Origin of the sequence: Vibrio sp. 10N.222.49.C12 (assembly GCF_041475025.1) — a bacterium.
In the GTDB taxonomy this organism is placed as follows: domain Bacteria; phylum Pseudomonadota; class Gammaproteobacteria; order Enterobacterales; family Vibrionaceae; genus Vibrio; species Vibrio crassostreae_C.
This window is the reverse complement of sequence record NZ_JBFRVF010000014.1, coordinates 116,880-131,736: the sequence shown is the minus strand read 5'-3', so window position 1 is coordinate 131,736 and position 14,857 is coordinate 116,880. Positions and strand designations below refer to the sequence as shown.

Here is a 14,857-nt window from a genome sequence, read left to right as displayed (position 1 = left end):
TAAAACTAAAAAAGGAAGACCGAAGCCTTCCTTTACTGATTTCTAACTTCTAATGAACTCAATAGTTAAGCTCGATAGATTAAGATTTTGGCTCAGATTTAGCGTCGAACTTCTCAGACCATGTTTTCAATACGTCTGCACGCTCGCTGCCCATACGTGCAAAGTCCATTTTTGCCATGTTCTTTTCGACGTTCGGGAAGTTATCAATTGTTGCCGTCACATCTTGGTGACCAACAACTGGGTACATTTCGATGTAAAGCTCGTTTGCTGCTTTAGAGATAGACCAATCAACAACGCGCTGCGCCGCATCCGACGGCTTCACAAGACCTACCGCTTCAGATTCCCAGCCGATGCCTTCAGGCGTAATCACTGAAAGTGGAGCGCCTTGAGTTTTCAGCTTAGCGCCGCGGCTCGCCATAGAAATACCGATAGCGACTTCACCCATACCCGCTTGAACACATGGCTTAGAACCAGAGTGCGTGTAGTGAGCGATGTTTTGGTCTAGCTTCTGCATGTAGTTCCAACCTTGGTCTTCACCCATGTTTTGTAGCCAAGCAGACACTTGCATATAACCCGTACCAGAAGACGCTGGGTTTGGCATCGCAATGTGGCCTTTGTAGATAGGCTTGGTTAGGTCATCCCAAGATTTAGGTGCTGGTAGGTTAAGTTGTTTCGCTACCGCTTCGTTGAAACAAACCGCATTGAAGAATGCATCGTTGCCATACCAAGCTTGAGTAGATTGCGGATCGTTGAGGTTTGAGCGCAGCGCTTCTACACCTTGAGGAGTGTAAGGCTTAAGAATGCCCTCCTCCTTAAGTAGAGCCATTGAAGACCCCGCAAGGCCCCATACCACTTCTGCACGAGGGTTGTTTTTCTCAGCTAATAATTTTGCCGTCATGATCCCAGTTGAATCACGTACCCATTTGATGTTGATATCTGGGTTTTCGCTTTCAAAAGCATTTTTGTACTTCGCTAAGATGTCAGTTTCAAAAGCGGTGTAAACCGTCACTTCCTGTGCCGCATAAGCGTTACCAGCTAATAGTGTGACTAATGCTGCAAGTGATCCTTTCATAAAACGGTTTTTCATCATTTTCTCCAGTCAGGCTCAACTCTAAAGTGAGAAGTTGCCAAAATTAAAAATTGCCAAAGTTAAAGTTGTTAAGGCTAGAAGCTCCATCTAGAGGCTTCTATTTCCATAAATTCATTTAGGTTATTAGCACACACCTCCAGTTTGGTATGTACCAGATTTCGAGTATTAAGCTAACTGGCTTTTATGACGATTAAATGAACGAAAAATGGCAATTTAAAGATCGAAAACTTTCTCAAGACAAGTGACAATTTTTTAATATGAAGCTTTTGTGAAAATGATGTTTGGACTATTTACGACCGTTTAAATTGGTTGTTAAAGTAGTCCTAAATATTGGTATAGTCCAAAATAAAAATCACGAGAGTTGAACATGAGAAACGAATACTTACTGCTGACACCGGGCCCTTTATCTACTTCTGAAACCGTTCGCCAAGCGATGTTAAAAGATTGGTGTACTTGGGATGATGAATACAACAAAGACGTTGTTGAAGTGATTCGTAGCAAGCTAGTGACTTTAGCGACTAAGCAAGCGGGATATACAAGCGTATTAATGCAAGGTAGCGGCACCGCTTCAGTAGAAGCAACAATTGGTAGCGTTATCTCTAAGAATGGAAAACTTCTTGTTGTTGATAACGGTGCGTACGGCGCTCGTATTGCTCAAATCGCAGAATACTTAAACATTCCATGCCATGTCGTTTCCCCAGGTGAAACATCACAGCCTGACTTGAACGAAATGGAAACGGCATTGGCCATGGATTCAGACATTACTCACGTTGCGATTGTGCACTGTGAAACCACGACAGGCATGCTGAATCCAATTGAAGGCATTGCCAAATTGGCAAAACAGCACAACAAAACCGTCATTCTCGATGCAATGTCGAGCTTTGGTGGCATCCCTATGGATATCGCTGACTTAGGTGTCGATTACATGATCAGCTCAGCAAACAAGTGTATTCAAGGTGTACCGGGGTTCGGCTTTGTTATTGCGAAGCAATCGGAACTGGAAAAATGCAAAGGACAGGCTCGTTCACTAAGCCTTGACCTGTTTAACCAATGGTACTGCATGGAAAGCAACCATGGTAAATGGCGCTTCACCTCTCCAACTCATACAGTGCGAGCTTTCTACCAAGCTCTACTTGAATTGGAGCAAGAAGGTGGCATCGAAGCTCGTCATAATCGTTACCAAACCAACCAAACCACATTGGTTGCAGGTATGCGCTCTCTTGGTTTTGAGCCTCTGCTAAATGATGACCTTCATTCACCGATTATCACCTCTTTCTATTCTCCAACTCATAGCGATTATCAATTCAAGGAATTCTATGACCGTTTGAAAGAGCAAGGATTTGTGATTTACCCGGGCAAGGTTTCAAACGCAGACTGCTTCCGCATCGGTAACATCGGTGAAGTTTATCCTTCAGATATTGAAGCCCTAATTGGCGCGGTGAAAAACGCTATGTACTGGGACATCAAATAATGACGACGATCAATCAAGAGCCGATTCTAAAGGCGACACACGTTCGAAGCGAAGGCGATGTGAACACCACGCCAGCGCGTGAGAAATGGAACGAGTCGCTAAACGATGAGGCGACTCAAGCGATGTTAAAACGCGACTCAGACGTGTTTCTTCATCAAGCGATGTCAACACCTTGCCTAGACACACTTGAAGCAGCCGAAGGCATCTACATTCAAGATGCGACGGGCAAAAAGTACATGGACTTTCACGGTAACAATGTTCATCAACTAGGCTATGGTCATCCCTACATCATCAATAAAGTGACTCAGCAAATGGCGTCATTGCCGTTTTCACCGCGTCGCTTTACCAATGAAACTGCGGTTCAGTGTGCTGAGAAACTCACACAGATCTGCGGTGGTGATTTGAATCGCGTGTTGTTTGCTCCTGGTGGCACATCAGTGATCGGCATGGCGCTCAAACTAGCTCGACATGTCACCAACAATTTCAAAGTAGTGTCATTGTGGGATTCATTCCATGGCGCGTCACTCGATGCAATTTCAGTGGGGGGCGAAGCTTGTTTCCGCGAAGACATGGGCCCGTTAATGGCTGGCGTAGAACGCATTCCACCAGCCGTCTCTTATCGTGGCGCTTTCCCGTTTAACGAGAATAGCGCAGTCAATGCAAACGAAACTGCATGCGACGTTCACTATGCCGACTATTTAGAGTATGTGATTGAAAAAGAAGGTGGCATTGGAGCCTTCATTGCCGAAGCAGTGCGTAACACAGACGTTCAGGTTCCAAGCAAAGCTTACTGGAAGCGCATCCGTGAGATCTGCGATAAGCATAACGTCATGTTGATCATCGACGACATTCCAAACGGTATGGGTCGTAGTGGCGAATGGTTCACTCACCAGGCCTTTGATATCGAACCTGACATTCTTTGTATCGGTAAAGGTTTTGGCGGGGGCTTGGTTCCAATTGCAGCCATGGTCACTAAAGACAAATACAACACGGCAGCGCAAGTATCACTTGGTCACTACACCCACGAGAAAAGTCCTATTGGCTGCGCAGCGGCACTGGCTACGATGGAAGTGATTGAGCAAGAAAATCTACTTGAAAAAGTACAAGCGGACAGCGCATTCGTGCGTGAACAACTGCTTCAAATGAAAGAGAAATACCCAGTCATTGGTGACGTTCGCGGCATCGGTCTGCTTTGGGGAGTGGAATTGGTCACTGACCATATCACCAAAAACCGAGCGTTCGATGAAGCAGAAGCAGTACTTTACCAATGTCTGAACGATGGCCTGAGCTTTAAGGTTTCACAAGGTAACGTGATTCAATTGAGCCCACCATTGATCATCAGCCGTAGCGAGCTAGAAGTCGCTCTGTCTGTATTCGAAAAAGCGATAGCCAAAGTCTGCAAAGATTTTGAATACCTTTAATTCTCGAAATCAACATTTAAACCAATAACCTTAAACAACCATTTGTTTCCCAGAACTTTGAACTGGGAGTGACACAAAAATAGGACACTATTATGAACACGACATCACCTATCCAAGCGGTTATCTTTGACTGGGCTGGCACTATCGTTGATTTTGGATCGTTTGCTCCAACCAGCATTTTCGTTGAAGCATTCAGACAAGGTTTCGACTTTGATATCGACTTAGCAGAAGCGCGTGAACCTATGGGGATCGGCAAATGGGACCACATCCAAGCGGTGGGTCGAATTCCTGCTGTTGACGCTCGTTGGAAGGCTCAGTTCGGACGCTCGATGACCAGTGAAGACGTTGACGCGATCTACGCGGCATTCATGCCTCTTCAAAAAGCGAAAGTAGCCGATCACGCAGCACCTATTTTGAATGCGATAGAAGTGGTCAATAACCTAAAAGAGAAGAACGTGAAGATCGGATCTTGTTCAGGTTACCCACGTGAAGTGATGGATGTTTTAATTCCTGCTGCTGCAGATTACGGTTACCGACCAGATAACGTGGTAGCGACCGATGACTTACCTCAAGGTGGTCGCCCTGCTCCATTTATGGCACTGAAAAACGTAATCGACCTAGGTGTAACTAGCGTTGCTGCGTGTGTAAAAGTAGACGACGCAGCACCGGGGATCGATGAAGGTCACAACGCAGGGATGTGGACAGTTGGACTTGTATTATCGGGGAACGAAGCAGGCTTAACGTATCAAGAATATTTAGATGCAGACGAGACAACACTTGCAGCTGCACGTGAAAAAGCAAGCGTTAAGCTAAACAAATCAAATCCGCACTACCTGATCGATACCATTGCAGACCTACCAGGCGTCATTGCAGATATTGAACAGCGTTTACTGGCAGGAGAGCGCCCATAAGCAAAAGCGAGATGTTCACGTGATATAAAGTACGTGAAAAACATCTCTAATCGCTTTAATTCAAACCCCTACCCAATCATGTATTCATTCGAGTTATACATATTGGGTGGGGATTTTTGCTTTATAAGCATGATAAAGCGCAAGTTTTTTACTTATTACCCGTAGGGCCACTGGTAAATAGACGAGGTTAGGCTATAGCTTAGATATAAGCATTCCAACAAATGATAAAATCAACAATTAAAACATCTTAAATATATAATATTTAACAATTTCATTGACTCTAATACGCAATCAGATTAACAATATAAGTAGCAAGAAAGAAATAGGTTCACCTGAACCAACACCTTGATTTACTTATTATAAGCAGTGTCGTAACCCAATAAGTGATCGTTTTACTGGTAAGTTCAGATAACAATAATAGCTAATCCAAGGATAAGATTATGAAAAGACTGTCAAAAATCATGTGTGCTGTTGTTGCCGCTTCAGGCCTAGCAGCAGCGCCTTCTATTGCTGCAACCACTTATGTAGGTGCAAAAGTGGGTATGGGCTGGCTAGACAGCGCATGTGTAGCCGGTGCTAAATGTGATGATGATGCAATTGGTGCAGGCATCTACTCTGGTTACAATTTTAATGACAAATTTGGTATTGAGCTAAGCTCAGACTTCCTTGGCGACTACAAGACAAGCTTTTCAAAAAACGGTACAACAGCTGCGTTCAGCGACCCACTAATCGCAATCTCGCTAACTCCAATGTACCGTCTAGCAGTACAACAAGAGTTTGATGTATTCTTCAAAGCGGGCCCGGCATACATTTCACACGGTGGCGAAGATGACGTTGTTCTTACGGCCGGTATCGGTGTTGAGAAGCAACTTTCTTCTGATTGGGCACTACGCGTTGAGTACCAATACTTTGATGACTTCGACGACAACTACGTTCAAGACCTAAACTCAAACCTACTGTCTGTTGGTGTTAGCTACAACTTCGGTACTGGTAACACAACTGCATCAGCGGCGGCAGCAGCAGCTTCTGCGGCAGCAGTGACACAAGCACCATCTGAGCCAATCACAGAGCCTGCAGTTGTTGTTGAAGAGAAAAGTACTGTTGTTGTGACTAAAGCACAAACAGAGAGCTACTCTCAAGAAATGTTCGCAACTAACAGCACAGAATTGTCTACAGACGGTAAGATTGCACTACAACCTCTAGTTGAAGTTCTTAAAGCTCACCCTCAATCGACTATTGTTGTTGTTGGTCACACTGACTCAACAGGCGCTGCTGAATACAACATGATGATCTCTAAGAAACGTGCTGCTGCAGTTGCTGCACACATCGAAGAGCAAGGTATCGAAGCTGAGCGTATCACTGCTACTGGCGAAGGTGAAGAGAACCCAGTTGCATCAAATGATACAGCTGAAGGTCGTGCTCAAAACCGTCGTGTTGACGCAACGATCCCTGGTTTCGAATACCAAGAAGAAGTACAAGTTGAAGAAGTTATCGTAGAAACTGCTGAATAACAGCACTCTACCTTAGCCGAAATAATAAGGGCGGAGCACTCAAAGTGCTCCGCCCTTTTCTGTATCTGTCTTTACTAATAAGCCGTAAGCCGAAAAGTACCGGCCCCAAGCTAGGCTGTACAAACCGAAAACTAAACGATTTCCCAGCTGTGAGTCATTTCTACGCCAGCACCTAACATTAGACATACTGAACAGTATTTTTCTAACGAATCAGCACATACTTTAGCCACTAACTCAGGATCTAGGTTGTCACCAGACACTTCAAAGTGAATGTTAATCACAGTAAAGATTTTTGGTGCTGTTTCACGACGTGTCGTTTCAAGTTTTGCATTACAGCCTGTGATGTTCTGGCCTGCAGATTTCAAACCATCGACGACATCAACAGAGCTACAACCACCAGCGGCCATAAGGACCATTTCCATTGGGCTTGGCGCGGTTGCACCACCACTGCCATCCATTACTACAGAGTGGCCAGATTGAGATTGACCTAGGAATTTAAAGCCTTCGACCCATTTAACTTCTGCTTGCATGTTGTTCCTTAGATGTACGATAACCGCCATCGCTGTCTATTATTGGATATCAATACTGACACCCTACTACTGGCGGCATTTATGAGCAAGATTTTCTCGGCGACATATTTTTTTGTGAATGATGCAATTTTTTCCATCTAAAACCTGTCTCTATTCGTACATTCAAAATCGAATGAGAAGAACGTCAAGATGAGGTATCTATGAATAAATTATCTAAAATATTGGTATCACTCGTGGTTGCGCTACCACTGATTTCGCTGTTTGTAAGCCAGACTGGCACTGCCAATACAATGGATAAAACAGCCAATTCAGGTAAAAGTGAAATCGCGACACTGGCTGGTGGCTGTTTTTGGTGTACGGAGTCCGATCTAGAGAAGCTAAAAGGTGTAACCGACGTTATCTCTGGATACTCTGGTGGTGAACTGGAAAACCCAACCTACAAACAGGTCTCTTCGGGTAAGTCAGGTCACATCGAAGTGATCAACGTGACCTATAACCCTGATGTGGTTAGCTACGAACAGGTTCTTGACCAATTCTTCCGACACATCGACCCAACCGATGACAAAGGTTCTTTTGTAGACCGAGGCCGTCATTATCGACCAGCTATTTTCTATCATAACCAAGCACAAAAAGATGTTGCTCAGAACTTCATGATGGAAATCGACAAAGCTAATATCTTTGGTGAACCACTAAAAACAGAACTGATTGAATTTGAAAAATTCTGGCCAGCGGAAGACTATCACCAAGACTATTACAAGAAGAGTAAAGTTCGTTATAACTACTACCGCTATGCTTCTGGCCGCGATCAGTACCTAGATAAAATCTTCGGTGATGATAGAAAGGACAACCCTAAAACACTACGTCAGATCATCGACAGTAAGAATGCGACAGCGAATGCTAAAACCTACGTTAAACCGTCTGATGCAGAGATCAAAGCGAAGCTTACAGCACTTCAATACGATGTAACGCAAGAAGACGCTACTGAGCGCCCATTTGACAACAAATACTGGGATAACAAAGAGGAAGGTATTTATGTTGATATCGTTACCGGTGAGCCTTTGTTCTCATCAAAAGACAAATACAAATCAGGTACGGGTTGGCCGAGCTTCACCCAACCAATCAGCGAAGCTTATGTCGTTACAACTACTGACTACAAGCTGCTTTACCCAAGAACAGAGGTTCGAAGTAAGTTTGGCGATTCCCACCTAGGGCATGTATTCAAAGATGGTCCAAAACCAACAGGGTTACGTTACTGCATGAACTCAGCCGCAATGCGCTTTATCCCTGCGGATAAATTAGCAGAAGAAGGCTATGAGGAATACGTTGAGATGTTTGAGGGATAGGCATTCAGCAATTAACGATCAGCCTATGACAACAAAGCCAGCATATCGCTGGCTTTGTTTTTATTTACAGAGCTTTATTTATCAGCCCATGGACCTAATTAACCCGTTAACACCGTGTCTTCAGGGTATTTCAACAAGGAAGGTTCTGGGCGAGCTAGCATATAAGCCAAGGTCAGGGGGCCGATACGTCCAATCACCATAACCACAATCATGATGTATTTACCTGGCTCAGTCAGGTTTGCGGTTAAGCCAGCTGTTAAACCAACCGTTGCAAAGGCAGAAATCACCTCAAACATGACTCGATCAAACGCTGCCTTTTCAGTAAGCATTAACAAAAACATCGCGGTGGTTAATAACGCCCCACTTACCACAATAATGGCCAATGACTTTGTTACCGCTTGCCAAGTCACAGTGCGCTTAAACATCACCACGTGCTTTTTCTGACGGAGGAAGGTCCACGTTGCGACAAAGGCTACTGCAAAGGTCGAAACCTTAATACCACCACCTGTTGAGGTAGAACCTGCACCAATCAACATCAGTACAATCATTACCAGCAACGCAGGCTGTGTGTACTGAGACAAATCCACACTATTAAAGCCAGCAGTACGAGCACTTGCCGACTGAAAAAATGCGGCTAGCCACTGTCCTTGAGTCGATAACCCTTCCATGGTTGCTGAGTTATTTCTTTCTAGCAGCCAGAACAATACCGTACCTACCAACAATAGAGTCGGAGTGGCGGTTAGCATAATCTTGGTGTGTAAATGAAGATGTCGAAAACCTTTACGCCAGTTACTCGATAGGTCGCCGACGACTGTGAAGCCTAGCCCACCGAAAATAAACAAGCCAGCTAAGGTGAAGATCACCAGCGGATCATCAACAAAACTCATCATACTGTCTGAAAACAGTGCAAAACCTGCGTTATTGAATGCAGATATCGCATGAAATAGAGCATAAAAACTGCCCGTTGACCATCCCATCTCAGGTACCCAGCGGAAGCAGAGCAATACAAAACCGATAAATTCAGCCACTAATGCAAAGATGATGATCTTCTTAACCAATTTACGAAGGTTAATCTTACGATCTTGACCAAGCGCTTCTTTCGCGAGTGCTTGTTGTTTAAGGCTTAACCTAACACCGAACATGTAAAGCAGTACCGCAGATAGAGTCATCTGCCCTAACCCGCCGACTTGCATCAAGAACATCAGTAAGATTTTGCCCGCCAAGGTGAAATGCTCACCGGTATCGACAACACCTAATCCTGTCACACTGATCGCCGAGGTTGCTGTAAACAGTGCATCCGTAAAACTTAGGCCTGTCACAGAGAATACAGGCATCGTCAACAATATTGCAGAGGGGATAAGTACGCCTAAGAAGCTCGTAAGGATAATCTTAGGTTCAGAGCCTTTACGTGGCTTTTTATCACTCTTAAGCGTGTAGAAAGTACCTTTTCGTTTTAACGAATTCATACTGTTACCTTATTGCCAATTACCAATTGCGTAGCTTTCTAGATAAGGTCTCTTTCGGCCCAGCGATGATCACCACATCCCCAATTTCTAAACTCACATCCAATTCTGGTGCTTTAGTGAGGTTCGGCCCTCGCTTGAAGCCAAGTACCTCAACACCATTTTCTTTACACAGCTTAAGATCGCCAAGTTTCTTACCCAACAGTTTAGAACCAATAACAATCTCCGTCATCGCTAAGCCACTGCCAAGGTCGATAAATTCGAGAACGCGTCTGTCCAGTATCTTACGAGCAACACGAATACCCATATCGCGCTCGGGCATGATGATATGGTCAGCACCAATCTTAGAGAGGATCTTGCCGTGGAACTTATCATTCGCCTTAACCCAGACTGCTTTTGCTCCAGATTCTTTCACCACCAAAGTCGTTAGAATGCTTGAGTTAACGTCAGAGCCTATCGACACCATCACCATATCGTAATCATCAAGTCTTAACTCTTTCACCGTCTCTTCGCTCGTGCAGTTCGCAACAATCGCTTGTGAAACAAAAGCCGCTGCTTCTTTCACTCGCTCTTCATCAATATCGACGGCCAGTACCTGTGCCCCTGAACTTTGTAGCTCTTTGCAAACAGACAGACCAAATCGCCCTAAACCGATAACTGCATATTGTTTGTCGCTCATTTGAAATCCTGTTTAGAAATTTTAATTACACGGGATAGCCAAACCTACATTAGTTTCTATCTCAAAAAAAGTTAGTTCTGCAAGAATAAGGTTATACTATTGTCATAATCGCTTGATTTATAAAGGTAGAGAACAACTCGAGTTTCTGCTAATTTCCAATTCATAATTTCTGCGGCAGCACACACAATGAATGAATTCATAACCCAAGTACAAACCTACATCAACCAGAGCCATAGTGATTGGGCAAACAGCGTCCTATTCATCACTATTGCGAGTTTTCTCGCTTGGGTAGCTTGGCGAATTATCCATAATCGCTTAGAAATTCTGGTTCAGAAAACCCCATTCCACTGGGACGATCTACTGCTAGAAGCACTAAAAACCCCTGTCAGCACATTACTTTGGTGTTGGCCTGCTACAGTCTCTATCGGGCTAATACTTCAAGACCAGTTTGGCAATGAAATCAATTGGTTAAAAACGCTTAAACACATATTGATTATCTGTACATTCGTTTGGTTTACCTTACGAATGATCACTAACACTGAAGCCTATGTCTTAGAGCAAAAAACCAGAGACGAAACCACTGTACAAGCGATAGCGAAAGTCGCTCGCTTGTTCTTTATGGTGATGGGCGGCCTAACCATTATGCAGGCATTTGGGCTCAGTCTTTCCGGCTTACTCACCTTTGGTGGTGTTGGTGGCTTGATCGTCGGTTTAGCGGCTAAGGACTTACTGTCGAATTTCTTCGGTGGCATGATGATTTACTTCGACCGCCCTTTTAAAGTCGGTGATTGGATACGTTCTCCCGATCGTCAAATCGAAGGCACTGTCGAACGCATTGGTTGGCGCATGACGATCATCCGCACTTTTGATAAGCGTCCTTTGTACGTGCCAAATTCGGTGTTCAGTAGTATTGTGGTAGAGAATCCATCGAGAATGTTGAATCGTAGAATCAATGAAACCTTTGGTCTTCGTTATCAAGATGCAGACAAATTGGCGCTCATTGTTGATGATGTAAGAACCATGCTCGAGACCCACCCAGATATTGATGCCAAACAGACGTTGATCGTTAACTTTGACAAATTTGGGCCATCAACGCTCAACTTCTTTATCTATACCTTCACAAAAACAGTCAACTGGATCAGGTACCACAAAGTGAAGCAAGACGTTCTGTTACAGGTTCTGGCGATTATTCATAAACACAATGCAGACATCGCGTTCCCAACACAGACACTCAAGATTGACCCTCAAGACTTTTCTAATGTTCAAGATCATAACAGCGTTCAAAGCCTAGGTGATAATCAGAATATTAGCGATCCCAAAGACATGTTGAACTCCCCTACGGAAGGTCATCGATAGTCATATCCTTCTTGGTTATCGATAAGTAATAAGCGTGAAGCGTGGTAATATGCTGGCAGTATTCTAATGCACCTAATTACCACGCTATGATTTTACCTGTCATTCTAGCCGGCGGCTCCGGAAGTCGTCTCTGGCCACTGTCTCGCGAGCTTTACCCTAAGCAATTTCTCAATATTGCCGGCGACCAGTCAATGCTTCAGCACACACTTCAACGCCTGCAAGGCCTTGAAGAGCACTTGATGGATAGTAAATGCGATGCACCATTCATTATCTGTAATGAAGAGCATCGCTTTATTGCCGCTGAACAAGCTCGATCAGCTAACATTCAACATAGTGGTATTCTGCTAGAGCCAGTCGGTAGAAATACAGCCCCAGCCATTGCGCTTGCCGCCCTAAAGGCTTTAAGTAAACCACCGCTTAATGAACAAAGCGCATCCGACCCTATCTTGTTAGTGCTGGCTGCTGATCATCACATCGCGAAAACCTCTGAATTCCAACAAGCGATTAGTCGTGGTGTTGATTATGCAAAACAAGGCAAGCTGGTGACATTCGGTATAACACCTAGCTCCCCAGAGACTGGCTATGGCTATATCAAGCAGGGAGAGCCTCTTTCCTCCAGTGCTCAAACTGATACTAATGGAACAGAGCAGCCAATCAATCACGCCTTCGCCATAGAATGCTTTGTAGAAAAGCCAGACACAGCAACAGCAGAAGAGTACATCCGCTCAGAACAATACTTATGGAACAGTGGCATGTTCATGTTTAAGGCATCACGCTATGTTAAAGAACTCGCCGAACACCACCCTGAGATAGTAGCGGCTTGTAAACTCGCTCTTGCAACGCAAAATACCGACCTCGACTTTATCCGTATAGACGCTGAAGCATTCAAAAGCAGTCCAAGTGATTCAATCGATTACGCCGTGATGGAAAAGACCTCGCACGCCGCGGTGATCCCGATGGATGTCGGCTGGAACGATATTGGCTCATGGTCCGCGATCTGGGATGTAAGCGAAAAAGATCAGCACAATAACGTCATTGAAGGTGATGTGTTAACCGTCGACTCTCAACACAACTACATCCATGCTGAAAATAAGCTGGTTGCGACGGTAGGTGTCGACAACCTGATTATTGTCGAAACCAAAGACGCTATATTGGTTGCAAATAAAGACAAGGTTCAGGGTGTTAAATCGATTGTCAGTCAACTAAATCAAGCGGGTCGCACAGAACATGTGCATCATCGTGAGGTGTTTAGACCTTGGGGTAAATACGATGTTATCGACCTAGGCAAGCGCGACAAAGTTAAACGTATCACCGTTAAACCCGGTCACAAGTTGTCGTTACAAATGCACCACCATAGAGCGGAACATTGGGTAGTCGTGGCGGGTACTGCGAAAGTGACCAACAATGAGAAAACCTATCTGGTTGAAGAAGATCAATCCACTTACATCCCTTTAGGTCATATTCACAGCCTAGAGAACCCAGGGGATCTCCCACTCGAGATGATTGAAGTACAAACAGGCAGTCATTTAAGTGAAGGCGACATCATTCGATATCAAGACAGTTATGGGCGAGACGTGCGCAAGCAACAAGTCCACTCATCAAAGCACAACCAAACGAAATAAAGCAGCGACAAATCGATGAAACCAACATTAGACCTAAACTGCTTTAAGAACAACGATATCCGCGGCGTCATTGGTAAACAAATCAATGAGCCACTCGCCTACCTGCTCGGTAAGGCATTTGGCGAATACGTCCTATCCGCTAAGCCTGAAACCTCACTCGATGGTTTGGCGCAGGTAGTGATTGGTCGTGATAACCGCAAAACCTCCCTGTCATTACAAGAAGCCATGACCAAAGGCTTAATCGAGTCAGGGATTACCGTCATTGATCTAGGTATGACTGGCACTGAAGAGGTCTACTTTGCGACTCGTTACCTAAAAGCGATTGGCGGAATACAAATCACAGCCAGCCACAACCCAATCAATTACAACGGCATGAAAATGGTCGGTGTAGACGCTAGCCCTATCAGTAAAAACAGTGGTTTAGATGAAATCAAACGACGCATTGAAGAACTTAATCAAGAGCTGAACTGCAATTTACCGTTCGTTCATGCACAACCAAGTAACTCTAGTAGATCGAACAGTATTCTTGCTCCGTACGTCGAGCACCTACTCTCGTACATAACCCCATCAAAGCTGTCACCGATGAAGATTGTGGTTAATGCTGGGAACGGTGTTGCAGGACATATCATTGATGCTTTAGATAATAAATTTAACGAACTCGGTGTCCCTATCACCTTCATCAAAGTTCATCATAACCCTGATGGAAACTTCCCAAATGGTATTCCAAACCCTTTGATTAGAGAGAACCAAGCAGCCACTCGAGATGCCGTTTTAGAGCATTCTGCCAACCTTGGAATTGCTTGGGATGGAGACTTCGACCGATGCTTTTTCTTTGATGAGCAAGGCGATTACATCGAGGGTTATTACATTGTAGGGTTGCTTGCTGAAGCATTCTTGGTCAAACAGCCTAACACGACTGTATTGCACGATATGCGCATGACCTGGAACACAATTGAAATCGCAAAAACGCATGGTGGAAAAGCGATTGGAATTAAAGCAGGACACGCACTGATCAAAGAGAAGATGCGTGAAACGAATGCCGTCTATGGGGGCGAAATGAGCGCACACCATTATTTTCGTGATTTTGGATATTGCGATTCAGGCATGATTCCTTGGCTATTGGTTATCGAGCTGATGTCGAAAACTCAACAATCTCTTCACCAATTAACGAGTACTAGTATAGATAGATTCCCCTCTTCCGGGGAGATCAATCGAAGAGTCTCAGACCCAGAGCAGGTCATGGCTTGCGTGTTATCGCACTACCAAGATAATGCCGTTGAGATCGATCACACAGACGGAATCAGCATGAATATGGGCTCATGGCGCTTCAACTTAAGAAAGTCCAATACCGAGCCATTAATACGCCTTAACGTTGAAACCAAACAAGATAAAGCTTTACTGTCACTTAAAGTCGACGAGTTACTGTCTTTTCTCATTTAAGAATACAGACACTTCCAGTT

12 protein-coding genes are annotated in these 14,857 nt (G+C 44.5%); 8 read left to right on the top strand and 4 right to left on the bottom strand.

All coding sequences use genetic code 11. The features are described 5' to 3' along the window. Positions 1-79: 79 nt before the first annotated feature. The gene (locus AB4583_RS04840) at positions 80-1,090 is read right to left on the bottom strand and encodes a putative 2-aminoethylphosphonate ABC transporter substrate-binding protein (protein ID WP_372116621.1); all 1,011 of its coding nucleotides are present in this window, start codon (positions 1,088-1,090) and stop codon (positions 80-82) included. A gap of 367 nt (positions 1,091-1,457) precedes the next feature. Between AB4583_RS04840 and phnW the strand changes: the two genes are divergently transcribed. The 4 genes from phnW (at position 1,458) to AB4583_RS04820 (ending at position 6,404) form a co-directional block, all read left to right on the top strand. Further along, positions 1,458-2,561 (top strand): 2-aminoethylphosphonate--pyruvate transaminase, encoded by a 1,104-nt coding sequence (gene phnW, locus AB4583_RS04835; RefSeq protein ID WP_372116620.1) that lies wholly within the window; start codon positions 1,458-1,460, stop codon positions 2,559-2,561. Then, positions 2,561-3,982 carry an aspartate aminotransferase family protein gene (locus AB4583_RS04830; protein WP_372116618.1) on the top strand — a complete coding sequence of 474 codons (1,422 nt, stop codon included), beginning with the start codon at positions 2,561-2,563 and terminating at the stop codon, positions 3,980-3,982. The genes phnW and AB4583_RS04830 overlap by 1 nt, the downstream gene beginning before the upstream one ends. 92 nt (positions 3,983-4,074) lie before the next feature. Beyond that, positions 4,075-4,893: a phosphonoacetaldehyde hydrolase gene (gene phnX, locus AB4583_RS04825; RefSeq protein ID WP_065682331.1), complete on the top strand. Its 819-nt coding sequence runs from the start codon at positions 4,075-4,077 to the stop codon at positions 4,891-4,893. A 440-nt stretch (positions 4,894-5,333) separates the two neighbouring features. Then, on the top strand, positions 5,334-6,404 hold the full coding sequence (locus tag AB4583_RS04820) for an OmpA family protein (RefSeq protein WP_372116616.1): 1,071 nt from the start codon (positions 5,334-5,336) through the stop codon (positions 6,402-6,404). A gap of 131 nt (positions 6,405-6,535) precedes the next feature. Here AB4583_RS04820 and AB4583_RS04815 read toward each other — a convergent pair whose 3' ends face one another. Further along, positions 6,536-6,934 carry an OsmC family protein gene (locus AB4583_RS04815; protein WP_017068628.1) on the bottom strand — a complete coding sequence of 133 codons (399 nt, stop codon included), beginning with the start codon at positions 6,932-6,934 and terminating at the stop codon, positions 6,536-6,538. A 200-nt stretch (positions 6,935-7,134) separates the two neighbouring features. Here AB4583_RS04815 and msrB point away from each other — a divergent pair, with 200 nt between their 5' ends. Then, positions 7,135-8,277, top strand: coding sequence for a peptide-methionine (R)-S-oxide reductase MsrB (gene msrB, locus AB4583_RS04810; RefSeq protein WP_017068629.1), 1,143 nt, complete (start codon positions 7,135-7,137; stop codon positions 8,275-8,277). A 98-nt stretch (positions 8,278-8,375) separates the two neighbouring features. On the opposite strand, the gene AB4583_RS04805 is transcribed toward msrB, so the two are convergent. Together AB4583_RS04805 and AB4583_RS04800 are read right to left on the bottom strand one after the other, a co-directional pair. Continuing rightward, positions 8,376-9,743 (bottom strand): TrkH family potassium uptake protein, encoded by a 1,368-nt coding sequence (locus tag AB4583_RS04805; protein ID WP_017065604.1) that lies wholly within the window; start codon positions 9,741-9,743, stop codon positions 8,376-8,378. Between the two features lie 19 nt (positions 9,744-9,762). Next, on the bottom strand, positions 9,763-10,419 hold the full coding sequence (locus AB4583_RS04800; protein ID WP_017064826.1) for a TrkA family potassium uptake protein: 657 nt from the start codon (positions 10,417-10,419) through the stop codon (positions 9,763-9,765). A 186-nt stretch (positions 10,420-10,605) separates the two neighbouring features. On the opposite strand from AB4583_RS04800, the gene AB4583_RS04795 reads away from it, so the two are divergent. The 3 genes from AB4583_RS04795 to AB4583_RS04785 all read left to right on the top strand — a co-directional run bounded on the left by AB4583_RS04795 (position 10,606) and on the right by AB4583_RS04785 (position 14,837). After that, a complete protein-coding gene (locus tag AB4583_RS04795; protein ID WP_017061743.1) occupies positions 10,606-11,775 on the top strand; it encodes a mechanosensitive ion channel family protein in 1,170 nt (389 codons plus the stop codon). An 86-nt stretch (positions 11,776-11,861) separates the two neighbouring features. After that, a complete protein-coding gene (locus tag AB4583_RS04790) occupies positions 11,862-13,397 on the top strand; it encodes a mannose-1-phosphate guanylyltransferase/mannose-6-phosphate isomerase (RefSeq protein WP_372116613.1) in 1,536 nt (511 codons plus the stop codon). Between the two features lie 15 nt (positions 13,398-13,412). After that, on the top strand, positions 13,413-14,837 hold the full coding sequence (locus AB4583_RS04785) for a phosphomannomutase/phosphoglucomutase (RefSeq protein ID WP_017061745.1): 1,425 nt from the start codon (positions 13,413-13,415) through the stop codon (positions 14,835-14,837). Positions 14,838-14,857 lie beyond the last annotated feature (20 nt).

Excerpts from the sequence above, each read along its gene's own strand:
- AB4583_RS04815 (WP_017068628.1), bottom strand. The coding sequence starts at position 6,934 with ATGCAAGCAGAAGTTAAATGGGTCGAAGGCTTTAAATTCCTAGGTCAA.
- phnX (WP_065682331.1), top strand. The coding sequence starts at position 4,075 with ATGAACACGACATCACCTATCCAAGCGGTTATCTTTGACTGGGCTGGC.
- AB4583_RS04840 (WP_372116621.1), bottom strand. The coding sequence starts at position 1,090 with ATGATGAAAAACCGTTTTATGAAAGGATCACTTGCAGCATTAGTCACA.
- AB4583_RS04785 (WP_017061745.1), top strand. The coding sequence starts at position 13,413 with ATGAAACCAACATTAGACCTAAACTGCTTTAAGAACAACGATATCCGC.
- AB4583_RS04830 (WP_372116618.1), top strand. The coding sequence starts at position 2,561 with ATGACGACGATCAATCAAGAGCCGATTCTAAAGGCGACACACGTTCGA.
- AB4583_RS04790 (WP_372116613.1), top strand. The coding sequence starts at position 11,862 with ATGATTTTACCTGTCATTCTAGCCGGCGGCTCCGGAAGTCGTCTCTGG.
- phnW (WP_372116620.1), top strand. The coding sequence starts at position 1,458 with ATGAGAAACGAATACTTACTGCTGACACCGGGCCCTTTATCTACTTCT.
- AB4583_RS04795 (WP_017061743.1), top strand. The coding sequence starts at position 10,606 with ATGAATGAATTCATAACCCAAGTACAAACCTACATCAACCAGAGCCAT.
- msrB (WP_017068629.1), top strand. The coding sequence starts at position 7,135 with ATGAATAAATTATCTAAAATATTGGTATCACTCGTGGTTGCGCTACCA.
- AB4583_RS04805 (WP_017065604.1), bottom strand. The coding sequence starts at position 9,743 with ATGAATTCGTTAAAACGAAAAGGTACTTTCTACACGCTTAAGAGTGAT.
- AB4583_RS04800 (WP_017064826.1), bottom strand. The coding sequence starts at position 10,419 with ATGAGCGACAAACAATATGCAGTTATCGGTTTAGGGCGATTTGGTCTG.
- AB4583_RS04820 (WP_372116616.1), top strand. The coding sequence starts at position 5,334 with ATGAAAAGACTGTCAAAAATCATGTGTGCTGTTGTTGCCGCTTCAGGC.